Origin of the sequence: Nonomuraea sp. NPDC048901, from assembly GCF_040649695.1 — a bacterium.
GTDB lineage: Bacteria > Actinomycetota > Actinomycetes > Streptosporangiales > Streptosporangiaceae > Nonomuraea.
Genome location: NZ_JBEZFW010000002.1, coordinates 664087 through 689187, shown reverse-complemented (window position 1 = coordinate 689187; position 25101 = coordinate 664087). Strand labels below are relative to the sequence as shown.

Annotated in this window: 22 protein-coding genes; 7 read left to right on the top strand and 15 right to left on the bottom strand. The window is 65.8% G+C overall.

The genetic code is table 11. The annotated features are described in order from the left end of the window. Window positions 1-104 precede the first annotated feature (104 nt). Complete coding sequence (locus AB0C30_RS08215) at window positions 105-833, bottom strand: metal-dependent hydrolase (protein ID WP_357940918.1); 729 nt, start codon at window positions 831-833, stop codon at window positions 105-107. A 353-nt stretch (window positions 834-1186) separates the two neighbouring features. Between AB0C30_RS08215 and AB0C30_RS08210 the strand changes: the two genes are divergently transcribed. The 5 genes from AB0C30_RS08210 (at window position 1187) to AB0C30_RS08190 (ending at window position 6078) form a co-directional block, all read left to right on the top strand. Next, window positions 1187-1918, top strand: coding sequence for a PadR family transcriptional regulator (locus tag AB0C30_RS08210; protein WP_357940916.1), 732 nt, complete (start codon window positions 1187-1189; stop codon window positions 1916-1918). A gap of 3 nt (window positions 1919-1921) precedes the next feature. Continuing rightward, complete coding sequence (locus AB0C30_RS08205; protein WP_357940914.1) at window positions 1922-2455, top strand: DUF1707 domain-containing protein; 534 nt, start codon at window positions 1922-1924, stop codon at window positions 2453-2455. A gap of 81 nt (window positions 2456-2536) precedes the next feature. After that, entirely contained in the window at window positions 2537-3421 is an 885-nt protein-coding gene (locus tag AB0C30_RS08200) for an alpha/beta hydrolase (protein WP_357940913.1), read from the top strand. A gap of 58 nt (window positions 3422-3479) precedes the next feature. After that, on the top strand, window positions 3480-4883 hold the full coding sequence (locus AB0C30_RS08195; RefSeq protein ID WP_357940911.1) for an MFS transporter: 1404 nt from the start codon (window positions 3480-3482) through the stop codon (window positions 4881-4883). A 64-nt stretch (window positions 4884-4947) separates the two neighbouring features. Beyond that, window positions 4948-6078 carry a hypothetical protein gene (locus AB0C30_RS08190; RefSeq protein ID WP_357940909.1) on the top strand — a complete coding sequence of 377 codons (1131 nt, stop codon included), beginning with the start codon at window positions 4948-4950 and terminating at the stop codon, window positions 6076-6078. Window positions 6079-6291: 213 nt separating this feature from the next. Here AB0C30_RS08190 and AB0C30_RS08185 read toward each other — a convergent pair whose 3' ends face one another. Genes AB0C30_RS08185 through AB0C30_RS08175 form a run of 3 tightly spaced genes read right to left on the bottom strand, consistent with a single transcriptional unit; the run spans window position 6292 to window position 8728 of the window. Further along, entirely contained in the window at window positions 6292-7209 is a 918-nt protein-coding gene (locus AB0C30_RS08185; RefSeq protein WP_357940907.1) for a hypothetical protein, read from the bottom strand. Then, window positions 7206-7676 (bottom strand): heme-degrading domain-containing protein, encoded by a 471-nt coding sequence (locus AB0C30_RS08180; RefSeq protein WP_357940905.1) that lies wholly within the window; start codon window positions 7674-7676, stop codon window positions 7206-7208. Before AB0C30_RS08180 ends, AB0C30_RS08185 begins: the two co-directional genes overlap by 4 nt. A 17-nt stretch (window positions 7677-7693) precedes the next feature. Beyond that, window positions 7694-8728, bottom strand: a complete 1035-nt coding sequence (locus tag AB0C30_RS08175; protein WP_357940903.1) for a Gfo/Idh/MocA family oxidoreductase — start codon at window positions 8726-8728, stop codon at window positions 7694-7696. 128 nt (window positions 8729-8856) lie between these two features. On the opposite strand from AB0C30_RS08175, the gene AB0C30_RS08170 reads away from it, so the two are divergent. Continuing rightward, entirely contained in the window at window positions 8857-10119 is a 1263-nt protein-coding gene (locus tag AB0C30_RS08170) for an MFS transporter (RefSeq protein ID WP_357940901.1), read from the top strand. 45 nt (window positions 10120-10164) lie between these two features. Here AB0C30_RS08170 and AB0C30_RS08165 read toward each other — a convergent pair whose 3' ends face one another. The 5 genes from AB0C30_RS08165 to AB0C30_RS08145 form a co-directional block, all read right to left on the bottom strand. After that, window positions 10165-11232: a LacI family DNA-binding transcriptional regulator gene (locus AB0C30_RS08165; protein WP_357940899.1), complete on the bottom strand. Its 1068-nt coding sequence runs from the start codon at window positions 11230-11232 to the stop codon at window positions 10165-10167. A gap of 109 nt (window positions 11233-11341) precedes the next feature. Next, the gene (locus tag AB0C30_RS08160) at window positions 11342-11506 is read right to left on the bottom strand and encodes a hypothetical protein (protein WP_357940897.1); all 165 of its coding nucleotides are present in this window, start codon (window positions 11504-11506) and stop codon (window positions 11342-11344) included. Between the two features lie 308 nt (window positions 11507-11814). After that, complete coding sequence (locus tag AB0C30_RS08155; protein WP_357940894.1) at window positions 11815-12282, bottom strand: hypothetical protein; 468 nt, start codon at window positions 12280-12282, stop codon at window positions 11815-11817. A 401-nt stretch (window positions 12283-12683) separates the two neighbouring features. Beyond that, complete coding sequence (locus AB0C30_RS08150) at window positions 12684-12872, bottom strand: hypothetical protein (protein WP_357940892.1); 189 nt, start codon at window positions 12870-12872, stop codon at window positions 12684-12686. A gap of 144 nt (window positions 12873-13016) precedes the next feature. After that, window positions 13017-13451, bottom strand: a complete 435-nt coding sequence (locus AB0C30_RS08145; protein WP_357940890.1) for an ATP-binding protein — start codon at window positions 13449-13451, stop codon at window positions 13017-13019. 222 nt (window positions 13452-13673) lie between these two features. On the opposite strand from AB0C30_RS08145, the gene AB0C30_RS08140 reads away from it, so the two are divergent. Beyond that, window positions 13674-15017 carry a helix-turn-helix transcriptional regulator gene (locus AB0C30_RS08140; RefSeq protein WP_357940888.1) on the top strand — a complete coding sequence of 448 codons (1344 nt, stop codon included), beginning with the start codon at window positions 13674-13676 and terminating at the stop codon, window positions 15015-15017. A 732-nt stretch (window positions 15018-15749) separates the two neighbouring features. Here the strand turns inward: AB0C30_RS08140 and AB0C30_RS08135 are convergent. The 6 genes from AB0C30_RS08135 to AB0C30_RS08110 all read right to left on the bottom strand — a co-directional run bounded on the left by AB0C30_RS08135 (window position 15750) and on the right by AB0C30_RS08110 (window position 25094). After that, window positions 15750-16616: a hypothetical protein gene (locus tag AB0C30_RS08135; protein WP_357940886.1), complete on the bottom strand. Its 867-nt coding sequence runs from the start codon at window positions 16614-16616 to the stop codon at window positions 15750-15752. 72 nt (window positions 16617-16688) lie between these two features. Beyond that, window positions 16689-22334: a LamG-like jellyroll fold domain-containing protein gene (locus tag AB0C30_RS08130; RefSeq protein ID WP_357940884.1), complete on the bottom strand. Its 5646-nt coding sequence runs from the start codon at window positions 22332-22334 to the stop codon at window positions 16689-16691. 368 nt (window positions 22335-22702) lie between these two features. Continuing rightward, on the bottom strand, window positions 22703-22951 hold the full coding sequence (locus AB0C30_RS08125) for a hypothetical protein (protein ID WP_357940882.1): 249 nt from the start codon (window positions 22949-22951) through the stop codon (window positions 22703-22705). A gap of 21 nt (window positions 22952-22972) precedes the next feature. After that, window positions 22973-23125, bottom strand: coding sequence for a hypothetical protein (locus AB0C30_RS08120; protein WP_357940880.1), 153 nt, complete (start codon window positions 23123-23125; stop codon window positions 22973-22975). A 91-nt stretch (window positions 23126-23216) separates the two neighbouring features. Beyond that, on the bottom strand, window positions 23217-24059 hold the full coding sequence (locus tag AB0C30_RS08115; RefSeq protein WP_357940878.1) for a serine protease: 843 nt from the start codon (window positions 24057-24059) through the stop codon (window positions 23217-23219). A gap of 225 nt (window positions 24060-24284) precedes the next feature. Beyond that, complete coding sequence (locus tag AB0C30_RS08110) at window positions 24285-25094, bottom strand: SAM-dependent methyltransferase (RefSeq protein ID WP_357940876.1); 810 nt, start codon at window positions 25092-25094, stop codon at window positions 24285-24287. Window positions 25095-25101: the final 7 nt, after the last annotated feature.

Below are 25101 nucleotides of genomic sequence, written 5' to 3'. Positions count from 1 at the left end.
TGCCGCACCCCGGGAGCAGTAAGAACGTTAGGTGAACCTAACCCGCGGGCAGCGCGGCGGATGTCTTGACGTCAAGATATCTCTAAAAGTATCTCGACATCAAGTTAAACCGGCGCCAGCCGCCAGAACAGCAGGCCAATGATGGCGATGGACAGCACGGGAGCCAGGATCTTCTGCTCGAACGTCTTCCCGGTCTTGATCCCGATCTTCCACGGCAGCACGAACCGGACCGACACCGGCCACAGCACCGGACAGCCCCGCTCGGTCATGCAGTCGCCGACGACGTGCACGAGGCAGCCGATGGCCACGGCCATGCCCAGCCACGCGTAGCCGACCCCCTGCGACAGGAAGACGGCGTAGAGCCCGGCGGTCAGGCCGACGTTGATCATCGCCGAACCGAGCTTGTTGCCCGGGATGCCGATGCCGATCGCGCGCAGCGCCAGGCCGATGAGCAGCACGACCATGATGTCGCGGCCGATCGGATAGGTGTTGGCCAGCCAGTGCGCCGCGAACCCGAGCACCACCGCGAACGCCAGCGAATGCGTCGCCCCCCGATGTCCGCCGCTCAGCCAGTTGACGGCCTTGCTCAGCACCCAGGTGACCGGCCCGAACGTCTGCGCGATCGTCGCGCTCGGATGGTCGAGGTCGGGCAGCATGGCCGCCCCGGCGCAGATGATGGCGCCGGCGATGAACTCGGCCGGGGTGAGGGCGTTCGCCATGATCCCGGTCTCGATGAACCTGGACGAGTCGGTCAGCATCGGGAGCGCGGCGAGCCCGGGTGCGAGTCCTAGCCAAGCGATGGCCCCGGTCATCGCATGCGAATGCCCCATCATGATCGAAACTGTACGGCAAAGCCGTTCTTTACGCGCGGAGACCCGCCTGGGGCGCCATCACCCTCACCACGGCGCTACGGACTTTGCCGACCGCAGACCAACGCCGGTCGTACCGGAAATGTCCGGAAACGCAGACGAGGTCGTCTCCGCGGCGACAGCACCCCCCAGCCCTGCCGACGCGGAACGACCTCGTCTGCTCTGAACAACGACACCCTCCCGTCTCCTGTTCCCGTAATCCGCAACTTTTTCGTGATCTGTCTCACTCTGCCCACCCGCTTGCGAACGACATATTGGCGATATATCTTTGAAGCATCGAGAACATTCACAAGCATTCACAAGAAGGAGCGTTTGACATGACTTCCGCACAAGCAGCAGGTCGGCCGTGGCCCGAGCCCCGCGAGTTCAAGCGTGCCGCCCGTGAAGCGCTCAAGGCCGTGGCCGAGGCGTGGGAACAGGGCGGGCACCACCACCATCACCACCACCGCGGCGGCGGCGGTCCGCACGAGGAGCGGCAACGCGGCCGGCGTGGATTCCCGCCCGAGTTCGGGCGCGGCCCCTGGGGATGGGGTCCCGGCGGACCGGGCCCGTTCGGGCATCGGGGCGGCTGGGGAGGCCGGGGTGGCCGGAAGGCCAAGCGGGGCGACGTACGCGCCGCGATCCTGGCGCTCCTGTCCGAGGAGCCGCGCAACGGCTACCAGATCATCCAGGAGATCGCCGAGCGCAGCGAAGGCGGCTGGAAGCCCAGCCCCGGCGCCGTCTACCCGGCGCTCCAGCAGCTCACCGACGAGGGGCTGGTCGTCGCCGAGGAGAACGAGGGCCGCAAGACCTTCCGCCTCACCGAGACCGGGCTCGCCTACATCGAGGCGCACGCCGACGAGATCCGCGCCCCGTGGGACGAGATGCGGCCCGACATCGACGACAACACCGCGGACCTGTGGGACATCGCGCGCCAGTCGGCATTCGCGATGATGCAGGTTTTGCAGACCGGGAGCGACGCACAAATCCGCGAAGCGCGTAAGACTCTTGTAGAGACCCGGCGCAAGCTCTACCAGATTCTGGCCGACGGCGACCCGGGTGAGGAGTAACGCATGACCGGCGCCACCCTGGAAGGCCGGTACGGGGAGAGCGAGGAACCAGCCATGGACCCCAACGATCTCCGCATCGGCGACGCCGAGCGCGAACAGACGATGGCCGACCTGCGCGAGCACTTCGCGCAGGGCCGCCTCGACCGCGAGGAGCTGGACCAGCGCCTCGATCGGACACTCGGCGCACGCACCGCGCGAGACCTCGCGCAGATCACCGCTGACCTTCCGGGACAGCGGCGGCAGTACGACTACCGCGACCCGCATGGCCTGCCTCCCCAGGCGTTCGACAAGGACGCCTGGCGGGCGGCGATGAAGGCGCACCGGCACCAGATGCAGTCGATGCGTCACGAGCGGCGCGACATGCGACATGGCTGGGGACGGCGGCACCATGGGCCGGGGCCGTTCCTGCCGATCCTGTTCGTGTTGCTGATGGTGGGGCTCGTGTTCGGGGGGTTCGGCATCGCGAAGGTGCTGTTCTTCGTGTTCATCGGAGCCATGGTCTTCAAGATGATCCACCGGCACTCCCACCGCCGCTGACCCCCTCATCCCCTTTTAAAGGCATATATAGGTCCGATCGCCGCCGTCACCCGACGGGCGGCGGTCGGCACAATTCGCGGCATGTTCCAGCATCCGAACGGCCGCCACCACGAGATCCGCGGCCACCGCCTCTGGGTAGAGCAGGACGGCGCGGGCTCCCCGGTCGTCCTGCTGGCCGGGCTCGGCCCGGCCGGTTCGCACGTGGTCTTCCACCCGCACTTCGACGCGCTGGCCGCCGACCATCGGGTGATCTACGTCGACCTCCACGGCCGCGGCCGCTCCGACCGCCCGGCCGACCTGGGCGAGATCACCTTCGCGAACGACGTGGCCGACGTCACGGCCCTGCTCGGCGAGCTCGGCCCCGCGCACCTGTACGGCTTCTCCTACGGCGGCCTGATCGCCCAGGCCGTCGCCCTGGACCACCCGCACCTCGTAACGACCCTCACTCTGGCCAATTCCCTGCACAGCCCGGAGATGTGGCAGCTCAACCACGCCAACATCAACCGCGAACTCGCCACCCAGCTCCCGGAGACCTGGGAGCGCATCCAGGCGCTGCGGCGCTCCGGCCTGCGGTCCACGTCCGCGCCCATGCGCGCGGAGTTCGCCGCGGCGGCACCGCTGATCAGGTTCTACGATCCCGCCAACGCCGCCCTGCTGGCCACCGAACCGGGCGCCCGCAACGAGGAGCTTTATCCGCTCTTCTGCGGTGACGACGTCGATTTCATGATCGGTGGTCAGGTGGCGGCGATTCCGGACTTCCGGCCGCGACTCAAGGAGCTCGCCGTCCCGCTGATGGTGCTGGCCGGGCGGTACGACCGGGCGTTGTATCCGGCGGCGCAGCTGGACTTCCAGCGGTTCGCCCCGCGGGCGCGCTTCGAGATGCTGGAGCGCAGCGGCTCCTTCGGCCACGTCGAAGAGCCTGAAACCGTGCTGGGCCTGCTGCATGAGTTCTGGCGGTCCGCATGAGGGCGCGGGTTCCGGCGGTCGGCTTGAGGGCGCGGATCCGTGAGTTCTGGCGGTCCGCATGACGAAGCGGTCCGGCTCCGCGACCACTGACCGGTCGCGTGACGAGTCGCCTCTGGGGCGCGCGACGCGCCGGACGGCAGATCGTGACTTCGGCCTGCTCTGGGCCGGGCAGTCGTTGTCGCTGTTCGGAGACCAGTTCATGACGCTGGCGCTGCCGCTGCTGGCCGTGACCGTCCTGGGCGCTTCCCCGGCGCAGGCCGCGTTGCTGCCGTTCGCGCTGTTCGTCCCCTTCCTCCCGCTCGGCCTGCCGGCCGGGGCCATCGTCGATCGGCTGCCCCGCCGTACCGTCATGCTGGTCTGCGACGGCGTGCAGGTGCTGGCGTTCGGCGCGATCTGGGTGCTGGCCGTTCTGGGCGGGCTGACGTTTCCGGTGCTGTTCGCGCTGATCCTGGTGAGCGGGTGCGCGGTGGTGTTCTTTCAGGTCGCGTACACCTCCTACCTGCCCAGTCTGTACGGCAAGGCGGAGGCGCTACATCGCGGCAACACGCGGCTGGCCCTGTCGGAGTCGGCGGCCAAGGCGCTGGGCCCGATGGCGGCCGGGCCGGTCATCGCGGCGCTCGGCCTGGTCGGGGCCATCGCCGCCAACATGGTCAGCTTCGCGGCGTCACTCACCTCGCTGGCGCTGATCCGCCACCGCGAGAAGGTCGCCACTGAGCTGAGCACCACCGCGCCGGGGACCGCACCTGGATCGGGCACCACGGCCCCAGGCCACGGACGTGAGCCCGGCTGGATGCGGCGCGACATCGCCGAGGGGCTGCGGTTCGCGCTCCGGCACCCGATACTCCGGCCCGTCCTGGCGTGCGGCACGGTCTATGTACTGGCACTGTCCATGGTCGAGACGAGCCTGGTGCTCTACTGCCGCAACGTCCTCGGCCTGTCCCCCGGCTGGATCGGCGTGGTGATCGGCGCCGCCGCGGCGGGCTACCCTATCGGGAACCTGATGTCGACCCGGCTGATCCGCCGTCTCGGCTCGCCGCGCACCCTCGTACTGGCCGCGTCGGTGTCCGTGCTGGGCATCGTCGCCATGCCCGCGCTCGGTTCCCTGGGCGGGGCACCCGGCGCGATCGGGCTGGTCGCGGGGAGCATCGTGCACTGCGTCGGCGAGGGCGCCTTCAGCCCCACGTCGATCACGATGCGCCAGGTGCTCACCCCGGCATCCCTGTTGGGCCGGGTCGGTTCGGTGCAGCGATTCCTCTTGTGGGGCGCCATCGCGCTGGGCAGCCTGCTGGCCGCCGCCGCGACCGCTCTGGGCGGGCTCGCCGCCGCGGTGTGGATCGGCGCGCTGGGCACCATACTGTGCCTGCCCGCCCTGCTCCAGCGCGGCATCCGCGCGGCGATGACATCGGCTCCGGCCTCTGACGTTCAACAAGACGCCACAAAAGAGTCAAACAACAGTCAGTAAAGTTCCTGTGTGTCCCTTTATGGTGTGGATCAGCACTGATCCACGGAAAGGTACGCGGAAGAACATGCGGGTCGCTCAACTACTGCTCGCGACGTTGACAGCGTCGGCCCTGTTCGCCCTCCCCGCCCAGGCGGCCGACCGGCCGTCACGACTGCCGGCGGAGGTGAACGGCGGGGCCTGGCCGTCGGGCCACGTCCAGGGGATCGCGATCGACCAGAAGAAGGGGTTCATGTACTTCTCCTTCACCAACCTCCTGGTCAAGACCGACCTCGCCGGCAAGCCGGTCGGCTCTGTCACCGGCTTCACCGGCCACCTGGGCGACCTCGACTTCAACAGCCGCGACGGCCGCGTGTACGGCTCCCTGGAGTACAAGGCCGCCAAGTCCTTCTACATCGCCATCTTCGACGTGGACCGCATCACCAGCCTCGACATGAACGCCGAGACCTCCGACGTGGTCACGGCCGTCTACCTCAAGGACGTGGTGGACGACTACAGCGCCGACATGAACGGCGACGGCGTCTTCGACGGCGACACGGCCAAGACTCCGGACCACCGCTACGGCTGCAGCGGCATCGACGGCGTCGCCTTCGGCCCCGCGTTCGGCAAGCGCGGCGGCGGCGACAAGCTGACCGTCGCGTACGGCATCTACGCCAACGCCGACCGCCAGGACAACGACTACCAGGTCATCCTGCAGTACGACATCAAGCAGTGGCGCCAGTACGAACGCCCGCTCACCCAGAGCGAGCCGCACACCTCAGGACCATCCCGCTCGGACGGCAAGTACTTCGTCCGCACCGGCAACACCACCTACGGCGTACAGAACCTGGAGTACGACGGCCACACCGGCAACTGGTTCATGGCGGCGTACAAGGGCATCAAGCCGCAGTTCCCGAACTACTCCTTCTTCATGATCGACGGCGCCAAGCCCGCCGTGATCAAGCCCATCGAAGGCCAGCCGCAGCCCGAGCGCGGCAAGACGCTCTCTTTGGTCGAGCGGGGTCTCCATGACCAGGCGACAGGCATCTGGGGCTGGGAATTCGGCGGCCAGTACGGCCTGGCCTCGCTGGACGACGGCCGCTACTACGTCGCCCAGCAGGGCACGGTCGTGGAAGACGGGGTGACCAAGCAGACCGGCCTCGCCCAGCTCCACCGCTGGACCGGCAAGGCCCCGGCGCCCTTCGAACGGGTCCAGTAGCGGTCGCCTGGCTGGACCGTCTCCTGACAGTGGTCCAGCGGATGCGCGGGTGGCGATCATCCCGATGATCACCACCCGCGGCGGTCAGACGTCGCCTCCATCTGGCGTGGTGAAGTACGGGTGCTGCCGCAGGAACGCCGACGACGCGGCGCTGCTAGCCGCTGTCGCCGAGGATCCACGGCAGCGGGTTGATCGCGGTGCGGCGCACCAGGGTCATGGGAGTCTCCTCACAGGCTGGTCGAAGGGGTAGTCCACGAAGGCGAACGCCGATCCGTCCGGCGCCCAGCTGGGCACGTTGATCGTGCCCTGCCCGCCGTCGAGGGCGACCAGCGTGGTCGGCTCCTGCCAGGCGCCGACCGATACCAGCCGCAGCTCGACGGGCAGGTCGGCGGGGTGCCCGGTGGTGCCCGGCGGGTAGCTGAGGTAGACCGCGACATCGCCGGTCGGAGCGACATGCGGGAACCAGTTCACGCGCTCGTCGAAGGTCAGCTGCGCCAACTCGGTCCCGTCCGGCCGTACGCGGGCGAGTTGGGCGTGTCCGGGCGTGGTGGAGAACTGCTCGGTGTTGAACACGATCCACTCGCCGTCCGGCGTCCACTCGCATCCGTCCGCGGGGCCCGGGTCGGTCGTGACGGCGATATCTCCCCGCCCGTCGACGCCGACGGTGTGGATGGTCGCCGACGCCCACCAGTTGTCCCCTTCCGGGGTCAAACGGACGTAGCCGAGCCGTTGCCCGTCGGGGCTGACGCCGTGCAGGAAATGCATCCCGCCGTCATCGGCGGTGACGCGACGCGCCGTACCTCCGGTGAGGGGGACCTGCCAGATGTGCCAGTCGTTCGCCGACGCGAACACGGTCGCCCCGTCGGGGGCGAGAACGTGGTCGTTGTTGACGTCCGGCAGCCCTTCCGCGGGGATCTCCCGGGGCGGCTCGGAACCGTCGACGGGCAGGAGCCAGAGTTTCCCGTCGCCGTTGATCAGCAGCCGGCCGTCGGGCGTCCAGTTCGGCGCCTCGTAGAGGCGATCACGCGACTCGCACACCGTACGCACGGCTCCGGTGCGGCGATCCCAGACGCGGATCCGGGCGCGCTGCCCGGGCCGCAACCGCCGTTGCGGCACTTTTTGCTCACTCACTTACCGTCTCCTTCGGCCAGGTAAGCGCGAATGCCTTCGACAATGAGGTCATGGTCCTCCTGCGAGGACAGCCCGGAGGCGGTCGCCGCCGCGACGACCCCGGCTCCTCGTACCCGGATGGGGAAGGATCCGCCGGTCACCGCGTACTCGGCACCCAGCCATCCGGCCGCGACCGGATTCACCCCCATGGCGGACAGGCGGGCGTCCACCAGCGCGCTGCTGGCCTCCATGCGCAGGACGACGGCGGCCTTGCGGGCGATCCAGGTGTCCTGGTCGGGGGTGATCCCCGGCAGGGCGGCGCGGAAGAGGATCAGGCCGGGTCGGCGGATGTCGATACCCACCTTGTGGCCGGCTTCCTGCGCGATCGCGGTGATGCGGGTGCCGAGTCGCCAGGCGTGCGCGTGGTCGAACGCGTCGAAGACCAGCTCCTGCTCCTGACGTTCCAGCGTGGTGACGAGATCGGTCATGACGGCTCTCCTTCAAGTCAGGAGGCGGCGAGCTGGGCTCGCGCCTGGTCGATGGTGTCGAGGATCGAGACGGTCTCGTCCAGCGTGTGCACGGGCGACTCGGTGCGGCCTTCGCCGACGAACCGGGCCAGCGCCGTGGCCTCCCACGAGAGCCCGGCGAAGAGCTTCAGGTCCGTCGGGTCGCTCCAGGTGAGCACGGGGGCGAACGGGTTGCTGTCCGCGAGCGTGAAGGAGGTGGGGGTGTAGAAGCTGCCGTCGACACTGATCGTCGCCGCCGATCCGGCGATCACGGCGGTCATCGACGTTCGAGCCAGGATCGACGAGTACAGCGTGGACTGCGCGTCTCCCTCATGAGTGAGCACGAGCGTCGAGTAGGCGTCCACGCCCGTCTTCGTCATGCCGCCGACAGCGACGACCCGGGTCGGGGCGCCGAGCACCATCGAGGAGAACTGCACCGGATAGATGCCCAGATCCAGCAGCGCACCGCCGCCGAGCTCAGGCCGGTAGAGGCGATGCTGCGGATCCGCGGTGATCGCCTGCCCGTGATCGGCGAGTACGACACGAACCTCCCCGAGTACGCCATCGGCGAGCAGCTTGCGGATGACCGACGTCTGGGGCAGGTAGCGGCTCCACATCGCCTCCATCACCAGCACCCCCGCGGCACGTGCCGCGTCCGCCAGCGTCCGCGCCTCGGCCGCGCTCACCGTGATCGGCTTCTCGATCAGTACGTGCTTGCCCGCGGCGATCGCCGCCAGCCCGATCGAAAGGTGCTCGCTCTGCGGCGTCGCGATGTAGACGACATCCACCTCCGGATGCGTCACCAGCTGCTCCGTGGAGCCGAGCGCGACCTCGATGCCGTGTTCGGCGGCGAACGCAGCCGCCCGATCGGCCGAGCGGGACGAGACCGCCACGACGCGCTGCGCGGTGTGGGCGCGCAGCGCCTTGGCGAACTCACCCGCGATCCATCCCGGTCCTACGATGCCCCACCGCAGGGACGGCTCCCCCGTGCCTGGCAGGTAGAGGTCGGGGTCGGGGAGATGAGAAGGCAGCATGTTCACTCCATGTCATCGACGTTCTAGAAAACTGACTTGGCACGAGCTAAAGTTACGCGCAGGTTAGCACGAGCCAAATTGTGTTGGCCGAGTTTCTGGCGTTCGGCTACGAACTAAAGGAGGCGTCGATGTCGACAGAACTGCCGGCGCGCTCGCACACACCCCCCCTCCCCACCCAGCCAGTCCGCAACTGGTACCTCGCCGCCCTCGGGGTAGCGCAGTTCGGAATCTTCGTGGCGATCCTCTCGCCAGTGATCGTCAGCATGCAGCTCAAGGCGCAGGAGCTGAATCCGGACAATCCCGCATCCATCATCGGCACTGTGCTGCCCATCGGCGCGCTCGGAGCCCTGGTCGGGAACCCACTCTTCGGAGCACTGAGCGATGCGACGAAGACGAGGTGGGGGCGTCGCCGGCCCTGGCTCCTCGGCGGCATCGTGGCACTGCTGGCCGGCCTCGCCTGGGTCTCCCTGAGCACGAACGTACTCACGCTGACCATCGCCTGGCTGGTCTGCCAGCTCGCGTCGAACGCGGCATCCGCGGCGCTGGTCGCGAGCTTCGCCGACAACGTCCCCGAAGCACAGCGCGGCCGCGCGTCCAGCGTCCTCGCTCTCGCGCAGAACGTGTCGATCCTCGCCGGCAGCTACGGCGCCGTCCTGCTCGTGAAGAACCTGCCCATCCTGTTCGTCGCGCCCGGCGTCATCGGCGTCGCCTCCATCATCGTGTACGTCCTCGTCACCCCCGATCGCCTCCCGGACACGCCGGTCCAGCCGTTCTCCGTCGCCCGGATCCTCGGCACCTTCTGGACGAACCCCATCAAGTACCCCGACTTCGGCCTGGCCTGGTGGTCGCGGTTCTGCATGGTCCTCGGGGCCTTCGTCTTCACCACCTATCGGCTGCTTTACATGCAGAGGCACCTGGGCCTCAGCGCGGCCGACGCGGTCGTGGCGGTCGCCAACGGCGTGCTCCTCTACACGATCACCCTGTTCATCGGCACCAGCGTCGCCGGCTGGCTGTCCGACAAGCTCCGTCGCCGAAAGATCTTCGTCGCCGGCTCTTCACTCGTGTTCGGCATCGGGCTGGTCATCCTCGCCTTCGCCGACAGCGTGGCCGTGTTCTACCTCGCCGAGATCATCATGGGACTCGCGTTCGGCATCTACGCGGCCGTCGACACGGCCCTGGTCATCGACGTCCTGCCGGACCCCGACAAGCCGGGCAAGGACCTCGGCGTCATGAACATCGCCAACTCCCTGCCACAGTCCCTCGCCCCCGCGCTCGGGCTCCTGCTGCTGGGCATGGGCGGTGGTGACAACTACCCGGCGCTGCTCTGGGGCGCGGGCATCATCACCGCCATCGGCGCCGCGCTCATCATCCCCATACGCGGCGTCCGCTGACCCCAGCCCATCGCCGCAGTCGAGTCGTGGCGTGCCACCCGCACATCACGACCCGGTTTGGGCGGGCCCTGTCCGGGCGGGGCCTGTCGACTCACGAACCACAAGCTCCGTCCGCGTCGCACTCACTCGGCGCGGCTTGTCACCGCACTCGAGCCGCTCCAGCACCGACGTCAAGGTCGCCTCGACGGTGGCCTCGACATCCTGCCGAACCGACGTCAGCCGGTGGTACGACAGCGACGCCAGGTAGCTGTCGTCGAACCCGACCACGGAGATCTCGTCGGGCACCCGCACGTTCGCCTGCGCGAACACCGCCAGCACACCCACCGCGCACTGATCGCCACAGCACACCACAGCGGTCGGACGCCGGTCGCGCCCCAGGATCTCGCGCGCCGCGCTCGCCCCGTTCTCCTCGGAGAAGCCGCTGGAGAGCACCTCGATCCGGTCCTCCAGCCCGAACGCGGCCATCGCCCCGCGGTAGGCATCGGCACGATCCCGGCCTACGTTCCCCCCGAGCCCGCCGACGTAGACGATGTCACGATGCCCGAGCCCGACGAGGTGCTCGATCGCGAGACGAAGTCCCTCGACCTCGTCCACATGAACGTTGTCGACGTCGGACTTATGCGCCCATTCCCCGAGCCACACCACGGGCAGGAGTTCGCAAGCCTCCGCCAGAGCGCTCGACGCCGGATCCGGATTGAACGCGACCAGCGCCTCCACCCGTTGCTCCATCAGCTCAGCGACGACGACATCCGTCGACCGCTCAACTGTCCTCGGCCCCAGCGCCAACCCGAACCCCTCTTCGGCCGCCCGGACGAACAACCGCTCCACGAAGCGCACCTGAAACGGATGGCGAATCTCGAACACCGCTCCGATCAGGCGCGTGCGATTCTGACGAAGCAGCCGCGCCGAGGCATTCGGCCGATACCCGAGCTCACTCGCCGCGGCGAGGATCCGCTCCTTCGACTCCGCACTCGGGCCGGGAACATCCCGCATCACCAGCGAGACCAGCTGACGCGACACACCCACATGGTCAGCGATGTCCTGCATCGTCGGCAGCCGGCCGGAACCCTTGTATTTCCGCGGCGTCCGCGCACCATCCACGCCGGTCGTCATGCGTACCAGTCTCGCACGTGCTAATCGGGTCGCGGGTCGCAAGCGAACCGGCCGGCGCGCAGCCGAACCCACCTATCTTTCGTCCTCAGTGATGACGGGGGTCAGCGACCTACCACGCCCGCGTCTCCACACACCAGGCGGCCAGCTCGGCGAGTTGGGCGACGGTCCGCAGCCGCGCGCTCGCCGGTGCGCACTTCTGGAGATCGATGTGGCAGGGGGCGCCGAGAAGCTCGCCGGATGGCACCGTCCTCTGGACGTCTGGAGCCCCCGACATCTGGGGCATCCTGCGCGCCCTGGAACAGCCAGGCATCGTATTCCTGGCGGAACAAGGCGTATCAAGAGGCCGAAGGCCCGGTTCCCACTCCGCACGACAAGCCCGAGTCCCAGAAGCAGGCCAGCCGTTCCTACGCCAAGCTTCGCGGACCTGGCGAACACGCGAATGCCCAGTTGAAGAGCTGGAAAATCCTCTGAAATCTACGCTGCAGCCCGTCCAAGGCCAATCACCTCCGCCAAACCGCCGCGCCGCACAAGCCGCGCGAGGCCGAAATAGGTTCGTTAAATGGTAATCGACCTGCTGGCGTACTATCCGAGCCCTCCGAAACTAATGATTTTCCAGGGGTCAGCGCCCGACTGCCTTCCCACCATAAAAGTGTAGGGATAATGGGGGTCGTCATCCGGCGGCTCTTCGTCGCAGCGGCGAACCTCGATATCAACGTCAACCACCTGCACTTGACGGTAGTCGTCACGTTCAGATGTATCCGGCTTTGGTTTGCCCACATCGGCGACCTGCACGTTGGCCCACGTGTCAACCGGATCGTTCGGCCACCTATGGATACTCTCGTAAAATTCCGGCGCCGACAAAGCTATGACCGCCTTGTCGTCACGGGCAGAAATTGCGGCAAGATATGCACGCACTACCACGTCGGCGGCCGCATTGGCTTTTGGCAGGACAACTGCCGGCCCGTGCGAAACGTCACACGCCGAGCAACCACTTATAACATTGATGGAAAACAGTAGACCCAATACTAATACCGCTTGATTGACCTTCATTAGCCTTCCCATTGTACGACTATTTAGCGGGGAGTGAGTGCTCCACACCGAGCCGGTCGTGCGCGGCAGAGCCCAGGGGTCGATGGTGGACCGGCCCTCCGGTGTGGTGGCGGGCTGGTTACTCCAGAAGGTATTGTCCGCCGCCCACGGCGTGGTGATGCGTTGTGCGACTGTGTTTCCAAGGCGTCCGCGCATCATCCACGCCGGTCGTCATGCGTACCAGTCTTGCACGTGCTAAACGGATCGCGCGTCGCAAGCGAACCGGCCGGTGCGGCCGGACCCACCTGTCTTTCTTAACGCTGTCGATCAGAGTGATGATCGGTGTCAGCGATAGTGGTGATGCGGGGCCACCACGAACCCGCAGTCCCTCGAGATGCGACCAATCCAGCCGCCTCGTCTCCTCAGAGGAGAAGGTCGAGGAGTAAGGCGTTCCACTGCGCGTTCGCCTGCCGGGCATTCCATCGGTCGCTTTCGTCGACGATCCGCATGTTCGGCTCGTTTCGGGTGCGTCTGATGAATCGCTGGCCGCCCGCCTGGCACAGTTCGTAGAAGGGGCTGCCGCACCCGCAGGTCCACGCGACGACGCGCACGTCTCGGCCGTGGTCACGCGGCGCGTTCCACGTCAGTCGCTCGGCATGCGATTGGGCGGGGGACGGGTGCGGGCTGATGCAGTGAGGAGGAAACCACGCTTGATCAATAGTCCAGGACACTCCGGTGCACCTCATTTCACGCCCTCACGTTCTCGCCGCACCGGCGGACGTGCCGCTCTTCGTGGACATCTCCACCCACACCACCTGCCGTCGGCAGCCCCCATCGCGCACGCCCCAACCGACCGCAACCGCCTCTACCAGCCACAACCCCCGCCCGCCACACTCGCCGGCGTCGGCGTTACGTACCTCGGGAACGGTCACCGCCGCCCCTTCGTCGATGACCTCGATGTAGGCCGTCGCAGCATCCAGGGAGGTGACCTCCACCGTGACGAACCCGCCAGGCTCGCCGGATGCGGTGTGCGACACGGCGTTCGTGAGCAGCTCACTCACCACCAGTTGGACATCGTCCACGTCCTCATGCCCGGCGACCATCAGCACCTCCCCCACACACCGGCGAGCCACCGACACCGAACGCGTCACCCCTGGCAATACGATCTCGGCCAGGAACAGCCCACTCATTGGGCAACCTCCACGATTCGATCGGGCGCGTTCACGTCCCATAGGAAACTGCCGACCAGCCTGCTGTGGAAGACCGCTCAGCGTGGACACCCGGCCGTGTCAAGTCCCCTCCGGTCCCCTGCTGCTCCCTGAAGGTCGCCGCCATGGTGACGATCTGCTGACCACTGCCTAACCGAGCGTTATCATGGCGCCAGGGCCCGGCCAGGTCTTCCAGGAGGCGCTGTGGACGTCGCACATCACCGCCTGACGCAGGCTCGGCAGCTACGCGGCTGGTCGCAAAAGGACCTCGCCGAACAGGTACTCGATGCAGGCGGTCGCGAGCACGTGAATGTGGCGACCAGCAAGAAAACTGTCTCGCGCTGGGAGCACGGCCAAGTCCCCGACGTCGTCACGCAGGAACTCCTCGTCAAGGTATTCAATCTCCCCGAAGGCGAACACCTGCTGGCTCCGTGGCCGCTGTGGCTACCCGCTCCCGACATTCCCGAGCTGTACTATCCCTGGACCCCCAGAGGTACGGTGGAGGTCCTAGCTGATTCGCTGAGGAGCGGACGTATGGACCGTCGCGGCTTCGTCATCTTGTCCGGCGTCACCTTGACCACGCTTCTCCACGACTGGCTGATCACCGAACCCGAGATCGTCCACGCCGTTACCGGGTCCGGCCGCCGCGTCAGCACCGCGATGATCGGCCGCATTGATGAACGCATCGCCGACCTGCAACGCGCCGATGACACTCTGGGCGGCGGCGACCTGATCGGTGAAGCCGAGGCCCACCTGTCGCTGGTCACCCGCTTGCTGAGCGAGAGCTCCTACACCGAGGCCCAAGGCATCCGCCTCAACACCCAAGCAGCCGACTTGGCACGAATGGCCGGCTGGATGCGCTTCGACGCCGGCCAGCACGCCGCCGCGCAACGCTACTTCCACGCCGCCCTGCGCTCCGCTCACACCAGCGGTGACCGTCTGCTGGGCGCGAACATCCTCGCCTTCGCCGCCATCCAGCAGTACTCCGTGGGCAACCCTCACGACGCCGACCGCATGGTCCGCACGGCTCAAGCCGCAGCACGTGGACGCAGCACCCCGACCGTCGATGCTATGCTGCACGCCCGCCAAGCCAGAGCGCTAGCCAAGACGGGCGATGCCCGCCGCTGTTACCACGCTCTGAACCAGGCCGCTGACTGCCTGAACGAAGGCACCAGCGACGACGACCCACCTTGGGCATACTGGGTCAATCGGGCTGAAGTGGACATGCTGACGGGGTCGTGCATGCTCGACCTAGGCGACCCTGCCAGAGCACAGCAGAAATTCACCGAAGCTGACACCGGATACGGCCCCGGCTACGTACGCACCCACGCTCTCTACCTCACCCGGATGGCCACAGCCCAACTGCAGCAGAAAGACCTCGACCGGGCCTGCGACTCCGCTGGTCAGGCCCTGAGCTTGACGGAGCACATCAGCTCCACGCGCAGTACCGACCACATCCGCGACTTCGTTGAACTGCTGGCCCCTTACCGGACTGAGCCGACAGCTCGCAGCTTCCTGGACCGCGCCCGCACCTTGCTCAGCGTTTGACCATTCTCTGCGATTGAACAGTTGCTAAAGCAAGCAACTGTCCGGCTGCGCAGCCGGACCCGTAGGAGGGATGCGCACCCAGGGGAGCACGGCGATTAGTTGCTTCACCCCATGGTCTTCTGGGCGCGCGAATTATTTAGGCTAGACAATCACAGGGATTCGGCTCACCATCCTTTCGCTTGCGTACACGAGCAGAGTTGCGTTCTCTTCACCCAGGACGCCGGCGAGACAGATGCCTAGAGGCGAGATCCGGCTCGGCTCGCGACAATTCGGTCTGGCAAACTATTGACCTACTCAGGTTGCGGCTGTTCAACTTCAGCTGCGGTTACCGTGAGCGACTGTTGCATATCGGCAAGCATTTTCTTTGCATATTGCAACGTGCGCACAGCCGCGTCTCGATGACGCGGCACCGAGCGAGGTGAACCCTCGCCGAACGCTACGGTGAACTTCGTGTCGCGGTTGCGATGACGAACCGTAGGACCTCGGCCTGGTCTCCCAGTTCAATGAAGCAGGTTGCGGGCCCGCGCCACCTAGGCTCCGCTCGGAGGCGCTGTTACCCCCATGAACACGGACGGCCCGGGTGGCGTGCTCGATGAAGATCGGAGCGATGGACCCGCCTCCGGCGGCGACAGACCTCGACCAGTCGCTTGGCGCCCCTCAGCCCGGCGCCCTCCGGATATGGCTCCGCGCTGAAGTGTTTCGAGTTTTTGAGAGCCCACCGAGTTGTTTTGTTCAGCGTGGAACGATGTCCAAGAACTTCGCCCATGCCACATCCGTGTTCGCGAACAGCGGTGGCAGCAGGTTGGCCGGCGCCGTGACAATGGCGCCATAGATTTTGCCTCCAGCGGCAACGGACCGCAGTTTCGCAAGGCTCAGATCATACTGCTCAAGGAGTGCATCGTCCTCCGGTTCGAGCATTGCAACCCATTCAGAGAACTGACTGACCGTCGCATGAGGATTCATGCACTCTTTGCCCATCCCTCGCTGGACGCAGCTCTGCCGGTCCCAAACAATAGGTTGATCGCCCATGTTCGCAGGTGCTATCAATATTGTCTGAGGAGGGAATTCTTCCGGGGCAACGCCGGCCAGGCCACGGTCCGTGATAGGCGACCTGAACTTCACAAGGACGTCTACATTGACGCTTGGCGCTGACTTGCTCAGAGCATTTATGAGTGCATGCGCGGCCTCGGTGGTCTGAGTGCCCATGCCGTCAGCTGCCGCCAGCAGTGAAGACAATCTATGCTCATCCACGCTGGGCATCGAGATCTTTCCTGAGGCGTTCAACCGGATCTCCGTCCGCAGCCAATCACCGCGTTCTAGTCCGACTGGCCTTCGAGGCCCGATTATGATCGGCATGATCGTCTTGTCCGACATATCCGCTTCACGGTTCAGCATGTTCGCGGTCTGCATCGCGGAAAAGTTAACGTGGTAATCAAAAGAGGTGACGGCGAAGGCGTTCAGAACGACCAATCGCAACCTATTCCTCTCAATATATTCCGCCCAAGGCGATCGTGGGATCGCCGAGTTCACCCAGATCGCAATGACCAAAAGGGCAATGACCGCCGTCAATAAGTAAGCTTTTTTGGGCACCGAGTTCATGCCGGAAATTTTAACAGATGCACAAGCTCCCGGGAAGCAGGTTTCGCTTCCCGAGAGCTCAAACTACGGTGCCTACAGAGGCTGTACTTCGAGCGAGGAGCGGCGCGCTCTCGCGTTGCACTTCGTCACCTCAGGATTGATGTTGCCATAATCGAAGGATCTGCTCGCCTCCACGTACAGGGTGTGCGTGATGGGGAACGACTGGAAGCGCTTCTTTTTGAGCTTTCCGTTGTCAAGCCGGTCCCACGCCCTGAAATCCCACGCCACACGGCTGGTAAGCGTGTGCCGGTATGCGACGATCTTGCAGTCGTTCAATTTGCCTTGAGGGCAACGTCCGACAATGAGCGGGTAGTCGTCCTGTAGTTTATGGTTCCCGATTTTTCCTTTCGCCATAGGGCTGTAGTTCTGACAGTCTTCGCCAGCCGCGGTGGCCAGGGTTATGCCACCAGAAAGGGCGACGTCTCCGATATTCCCGGGGCTGACCTCGAGGTTAGCGCTCTGCGAGTAATCTTTGCGCTGCCAGCCGAAGCAGGCGCTGCTGAGGGCGTACAACTCAGCCCCTTCATCCAGAGCCTTAGCGAATTCCGATCCCCATCCCCACGTCTTGTTGCTGCTCTGAGGATACAGTTGCACTCTATTCTGGAACTTTTTGATCTTCCAGATCTGATCCTTCTTCCAGGACCCTTCATCCTCCGCGTCAGGCCATTCAGAGTAGAGGGTCGTCTTGAAGTACCAACCTTTCTTTCCCAGGGATTGGTTGATTTCGCACGTGAGATTATTGTCAGGATAACTGAAGTACGGAAGGCCGTCTTTCACGATGCAAGAGCCGCCAGAGACGTTCTGGTCGATCGGGCAGGCGGCGGCCAGTGTGGCCGTAGATCCATCGACCATAGAGGAGCAGGCACTGTCATTGAAATCCGTCGAATCCTGGCCAGCGGGAATCGGCGCTTCTATGATGATCAGGCCCCCGCACCTGTCGTACACGAAGATCGAGATCGTCGCTTCGTCTGGTTCTACTTGGCCTGATGGCCCTGATTCCGTCGAGGACGTCTTCTGCGCAGTAGTCGCATCCGCAGAAGTCTCCTTCCATTTGCGGTGTACTCTGGCGGTCACCCGGGCACCGCCGTCCACCGTCGGTTGCACGACTACATTGTCGACGGTGGTCGTGGAATCAGCTCGTGTGATCCGCCCCTGTTCCAACAACTGGCGCTGACCCACAAGCATTTCATTGAGCAATGAGAGTTGCGCGGTGGAAGGCGATGATGCCACTACTCCAGGCGCATTCCAGACCGTGTCCGCTCGCCCCTCTAAAACAGCATCCTGCGTCGCGAAGTAGTCTTCTATCCGGTCCTTGTACGCTGGTACCGCAGAATCGTCCGCAGCAGTGGCCTTCTGCTGATTGTTCTCCAACACACAGTCATGCGTGTTCGCTGGCGGCGGTGGGGCGGCCTTGGGAGTGGCGGTGGCGGCCTCCCAACCGCTAACGCCGACGGCCGTTCGTGATCGAACTCGGAGCGTATAGGCTGTTTTGTTGGTCAGGCCGCCGATCGCTACGGTGGGGATCGCTACACTGATGGCCTGAACTGTTGCGCCGCCAGCATCGATTACTTCGACGTCGTACCCGTCCAGCAGTAGAGGACCTCCGTTCTCCTCAGGTAGGCCCCAACTGGCGATGATGCCGCTGTCGCCTGATTGAACGGCCAGATTTATGATCTTGCTGGGCGGGCGAGCAAGGGAATAAGTGATCGCGAGCGAGATCTGCTCGGCAGCGGATGGCCCACCGAAAGTGACGGCTTCCTCGCGATTGGAGGTCAGCATGTACCAGGTGTAATCGCCGTCGGCTATGTCAGCCTCAGGGGCGGTCACCGGAAGCGTGTAGTTCTTTGCTGCCGTGTCGACGTTTCCGATGAGTTCAGACCCCTTGGTACTCCCGGTGACCTCTTTCTTAAGCGGTGCCGCCGTTATGACCGTGTCCGGGGGACACGTTCCCGAGGAACAGGACGCGCTGCCCAGCTTAAGCATGGCCGTGGTGAATGTTGATCCGTTCGGGACCTCATCCAACTTGAGACCGACGACGGACGCCAGTTTGTCGGTACCACTGCCGCCGACCTGAATTTTGTCGCCATCGGCAAGTGAGCATGGGTTACCCTCACACGCGGTGGGGTCCGTCCTGCCCGTCTTGATGACGAAGCCGTCCTTGCCCAGCGTCAAGTGTCGGACATCCTCGTCCGGCTCTGGCGTAGGGGTTCCAGGAGTGGTGAAGTTGACGGCATTGGTCTTGGACGTACAGACCTCACTGCCTGATCCGTCCGACGTCGTGGCCGCCGCTGTCGATGGCGGCTGAGCCCTGTCGGCCAAGGTAGTCGTGCCGCCCAGTGGGGTGTTCATGTCGGTGGTGATTTCGGTGGCGGCTTGGGCGCGGTTGTAGACGCGTACTTCGTCGATCGCGCCCTTGAAATACTCTCCGTATATCGAGTTGCCGCCGATGTGGAAGGCGCCGCCGTCGTCGAGCAGATTGCCCGTGACGGGGTTCTGGCCTACCTGGCTGCCGTTGACGTACAGCCGGGCGGTGGTGCCGTCGTAGGTGACGGCGAGGTGGCTCCAGGTGTTGACCGGCAGCGATCCACTTCCTGGGACCGTTTCGAGATCGCCGTCGGTGGCCAGCAGACCCATGGGTTTGGAGCCGTTGGACGCGTACAGGCCGTAGCCGAGATCGTCCAGCGTCGCGTTGTCCTTGCCCATGACGGTGCGATAGCCATCGGCGGCGCTGGGCTTGACCCAGGCCGACAGCGTCAGGGCGTTGTTCATCTTCAGCGAGGGTGAGTGGTTGACGGTGACCCAGCTGGAAGTGCCGTTGAAGGACAGGGCTTTGCCGTACTTGCCGGCCACCCAGGAGGTGCTGCTGGAGGTGCCATTGTTGGTGCCGGTCTTGTCGGCGACGGCGGTTCCGGTGCCCGCGTCCATGCCATAGGCGGCAACCAAGCCGCTTGGCGTCGGATTCGGAGTCGGCGTTGGGGTGGGCGTCGGTGTCGGCGTCGGCGTCGGGTTGGGTGTTGGATCAGGGCCGGGGTCAGACGAGCCAGGCCCTGTAGCACAGGCGACCATCTGCCACTTGTACGTACGCCCAGGCTGCACGGTATTCGCGGGCACCTGGAACGAGGCTCGCTCGCCCCCGTTGACCGTACGGGTGCCAAGCGGCGCCGAACCGACCGGTGCGCCCGTGTTGTCATACAGGTAGTACTTGGCCAAAACCGCGCCGCCGGACGGCCGGTTGACCATGCCGGACAAGATCGGCTGGGTCGGGTCGGCCATGCCGGTTTCGGTGTCGCTCGGCAGCGTCGGCGCGTCCGAGGTGATCCGGTAGGCCGGGCTCTCGTTGCACGACGGCGGGACGACGCCGCTTCGGCACGCCTTGACCACGAACTTGAAGCTGGCCGGGTTGTCCAGCGTGAACACCTTGTCCAGCGCCTGCCCGGAAGGGATGTTGTTGTGGGTGGTGGTGCTGGGCACGCCGACCAGGGAGCGGATCTCGTCGGCGGTCAGCACGCGCTGGTAGGTGTGTACGTCGTCGATGGCGCCGTCGAAGGTCGCGCCATCTACCAAAACGACACCGCGGCCGATCTCGAAGGCACCGCGGGCATTCCAGTCGACGGTGTGGTCGCGTTCGGCAGCCAGTTCGCCGTCGATGTACAGGCGCATCTTGTGCGCGGATGCGTCGTATTGCGCAGCGAGATGCTGCCACTGGCCGGTCTTGGCCAGGTTCTTGGATAAGACGGGCACCGGCTTGATGCTGGTCTGACTGTCGTCCTCCATCAGCGTGAACATCCACCGCTGGTCCATGTCGGCGGCACCGGAGGCGCTGTAGCCGATGGTGAAGGCCGGCAGCTGGGTGCCCTGCTGTGCGAGGACGGCCTGGTCGGTGGCGGTGGCGTCGAGTCGAGCCCAGGCTGTCACCGTGTAGCTCTGGTTGGTGTTGAGGACCGGTTTGCCGGTGCTGATCAGGCCACCGGGAGACAGTTTGACCGCCTGTCCGAGCTGACCGGGGGTGCGGCTGTAGGTTCCGCTGAGGCTGGCGTTGAAGCCCTTGCCGGTCGAGTCGGCTGCGGTGGTGCCGGAGGTCTCATCAAGCTTCCACAAGGCTGCTTCCCCGGTGGGGAGTTGGGCGGCCGGAGGAGGCATGGTGGAGTCGTTGACCGTCACGGTGTAGTCCAGGTTCGCCGTTTCCGGGACGCTGGACTTGTAGGTGACTTTGACGTTGGTGCTGCGTGCGATGGCGTCGTTGCCGCTGATGGAGTCGATTGATTCGGCGGAGACGGTGGGGATCTCCGGCGGGAGCACCCAGTCCACGCTTAGCTTGGGCACGTTCTGGTTGAACATCAACGGCCAGAACAGGAAGTCCTCGATGAAGTTCTTGGGGACAGGGCTTTCCGAGGTCAGGCTCAGCATCAGGCCGTTGTTGGCGGCGCCCGAGGCCCACTGCTGGGTCATGTTGGTGAGGTCCCAGCTCCACACGGCGCCGGCCGTGCGCGGCAGCGCACAGGGGTCGATGGTGGAGCGGCCCTCCGGTGTGGTGGAGGGCTGGTTACCCCAGAAGGTATTGTCGGCCACCCACGGCGCGGTGATGCGCTGTGCGACGATCCCTTGAAAAGCACTGCAGTTGACGGCGTCCTCACGCAGCATCAACTGCATGGTGGATTTGACCACGTGGCGCCCTGAGATCGGGGCGGTGTCGAAGGCCATCAGCGCGCGGGTGATCCGATCGCTTGCGTTCACTTGCGTTCGGCGGACGAACCCCGGTGACGACTGGAGGCTAGGAGAACTGATCCCGACCTCCTGGCTCACCCCGAGCGTGGTCGTGGGGTCCACGGTGACGGGATACTGTGTGGCCGGGTTGGCCAGCCACTCCGCGTCCGGCTTGAGCACAAGTACGGTCGATGCGTCCTTGCCCTCGACCGTCGTCTTGATCTTCGCCTGGCGGCCAGGGTGCTCAGCGCTCGGCTTGTCGGTCGCCGCGTCCCACATCAGCGGCGTCGGAGCGGACGCCACCTGCTTGCCCTTGGCGGCCGTCAGCGAGAGGCCACCCGACTTGGTCGTCTTGAGGTCCAGCCCGCGTGCCTGGACCGGGATGCGGAACTCGACCGCTCCGGTCGGCCGTTCGCGTAACACGATGTCGTGCCGGAATCCGGTAGCTAAAGCCGTCACCACCAAGTCCGCCGATGGGCCGGCGGCTCCTACGTACGTGGCTACGTTGCCCTTGATCTGAGGGCGTGGCAGCGTCGTCGGCCAGGACAGCCCTAACGAACGGTCCCTGCCCAGCTTCATGGTCGCGAAAGGTTGCGTGCCGCCGGTCGACAGGCGCACGCCGCCCTTGGCGCGCTTGGGCCGTAGCACCCCGTTCTGCTCGACCAGGGAGGTGTCGATCCACTGCCACGAGCCGTCGCCCTGCTTGAGCTGGGCCGGGCCGGAATACGACTCAGTAACCAGATGGCGGTCCGGGTAAGCCCAGGTACGTGACGTCTCCGTGAAGGCCGCCTCTACGGGAACCGCCTCGTTGCGCCTCACGGCCTCCTCCACGGCCGCGCGTAAAGCCGCGTCCGGGTCCTCGGGACGCGGGAAGAAGGTCTTCGTCGAGCCGGGAGCGCTCCCAGCGGGCACCGGGTCGGCCATGGCCGACGTCACTGTTCCTGCTACCAGCAGCGATGCTGCCACCGTGAGCACCGTTGCCAGGGTGATTTTCTGGGGCGGTTTCCCGCCCAATCTCGTTGTACGTCGCAATTCGTTCACTAACACCATCAATCAGGCGTGAGTCGACATGACACAAGATCAATATCTTTGTCTGAACAACCTGACAAGTGTGAGATGGATCACTCAAAACTCGAACACATTATCTGTAACATCTGGAGTCCCAGGACGATGGAGTGCGTCCGATAAGAGCAAGATCCAGTCTGACGAGCGGCAACACGGCCCGCCTCAATGCCCCCGGAACGCCGACAGGGTGGTTTCGGGCACACACATCGAGCGACATCTCCAGGGCCGGATCTTTATAACCGCTTTACAACGCTAGAGGCCAACCGGGGTCCCGCGCCTCATGTCACGACCCGGAGAGGGCGACGCTGAAGGTCACGCGTGGCCAGGAAGAGGAGCACGGCCCAGACCGCGCAATAGCCGCCGAACACCGCGCCGCCGCGATCGGTGAACAGCGCACCGCCCAGCATGCCGACCGTCCCCACCGCCGCCATGGCGGTGCACAGCCACAGCAGTACGAGCAGGACCACACGCGGCCAGCACCTGTCGAAACGCACCTGGGCGGCCAGCAGGAACACGATGATCAGCACCCCGCTCCCGGCGTTGGCCCACTACGCCACCTCGCCCGGCCCGTAGCCCTGATAGCTCTCGGGCGAGACGTGCGGGCCGCCCGTGACCCCCAGCCGCCCCTCCAAGGCGAAGAAGACCTTCGACACCACGTAAAGACCGGTCCAGCCCATGGCCGCGTAACCCATCGTCCTCATAGGCGATGACTGTGCCAGCGACGAGAGCCGTCCGGGCTCCCCCGCTCGGGGGAGCCCGCCCCCCATAGAGGGGGATCACCGTCCTAGTGGGTCACGCCTCTATGGTGCGAGTGATCCACGAGCGGTAGTGGGTCACGTCCGTCCAGACGCCGACCCCCGGTCCGCCGTCAGGGTTGGTGGAGCAGCCGGCGCCGCCGCCCATCCGCTCGTCCACGTCGTCACCGTCGCGCGAGGTGGCTCCGATCAGCTCCCATCGGCCGGCGATCTTGCGGATCTGCGGGCCGCCGGAGTCACCGTGGCAGGCGCTGGCCGCGCGCCCGGCGCTGTCGCTGGTGCACAGCTCGGTGCCGCTGTTGAGGTCGACGCAACGGTTGTCGGATACGCGTACGGTGTCGAGTTCCTGCAGCTTCTCGGAACCGTTCTCGCATCTCGCCATGCTCTCGCAGGTCATGCCCCAGCCGATGACCCGGCTCGGGTCGCCCACTCGGCCGGGGCTGTCGGCGATGCGGATGGGCGCGAGGTTCACTCGCCGGTCCAGCTGGATCAGCTCCAGGTCGCCCTTGCGCTCCCCGCTCGAGTCGCGGCCGCTCCAGTCGGGATGGGTGACGATCCGCTTCACGCGGGCGACGACTCCACCCTTGTCCCGGTCGAGGGAGCCGATGCGTACCCGGGTCTCGCCGGGTTTCATGAGTCCCTTGCAGTGGGCGGCGGTGACGACCCAGTCGGCGGCGATGAGGGCACCGCCGCAGTGGTGGTTGGGCACTTCGCTCAGCCGGAAGGACGCCATGAACGAGTAGGGCTCCGTCGCGTCCCTACCTCCGATGATGGCGGCGTGGTTCACGCCCGCAGCGGCCGTGGCGGTGGTGATCAGTGCGAGCCCTAGAGCCATGAGGGTGGCCAGCGCCATTGATCGCCTGCTGATTGCCTTGAACACAAGTCTCCTATCAGTTGGGGCGGCTGAGGAGACACTTTGAACGCTGCGAACTCAACGTGATGGCAGCCGCACCGGCCCGTGATCTGAGGGGGGGAATGGTGCTTCGTGGCTGGTCAGAGGCACCCGCCACAGGCCAAGGGTACCTACGGGCGCAAATGGTCGGCACCGAACGTGATCACGCGATCACGAAACGATCACTCAGCGACCATCGCGCGACCATGCTGGTCAGCGGTCCGCGATGAACAGGAAGTTCCGGGGGAAGCCCATGACGTCCCGGGGCAGCGGCGGATCCCACGGCCACCGGCCGTACGAGGCGCCCTCCTCCCCGGGGGTCTTCAGCTCCGTGACCCGCCAGCCGCACCCCGACAGGAACTCCTCCGGCTCGTCCGTGCCGAACAGCCACGGGCAGCCGTCCTCCGTCAGCCTGCGCAACCCTTCCGCCGAGAACTCACTGATCATCGACTGGTGGCTGAGCAGATCCCCGGCGAGCACGCTCCCCGGAGCCGTGATCTCCGCGACAAGCTCCACCAGCCGGCGAGCGTCAGGCTCCGGCATGTAGAACAGCAGCCCCTCCACCACCCACAGAGTCGGCGCAGCCGGATCCCAGCCGGCCTCCCGAAGCGCCTGCGGCCAGGCGCCGGTCAGGTCGGCGCCGACGGCCCGGCGAGCGCAGCGGTGCTGGGCGCCGAGTTCGGCGAGCCGTTTGTCCTTCTCCTCCAGCAGGTCGGCCTGGTCGATCTCGTACAGCATGGTCTCGGGAGGCCACGGCAGCCGTACAGAGCGCGTGTCCAGGCCGGCCGCCAGCAGTACGACCTGTCCGAGGCCGGAGCGCTCGGAGATCACGTCGTCCAGATAGCGGGTCCGGATGGCGATGAACTCGCCGACGCCCGGGTTGTCGTAGCGGGCGAAGAGGGTCGCGCCCTCCTCTCCGGCGAGTTCCTCGGCCAGGTGGTCGGTGAAGAGCGCGTCTTCGCGTCCCGACTCCTTCGCCCTGGCGGCCGCGGTCCAGCGGGCGGTGGCGGAAACAGCGTGCATGGTCATT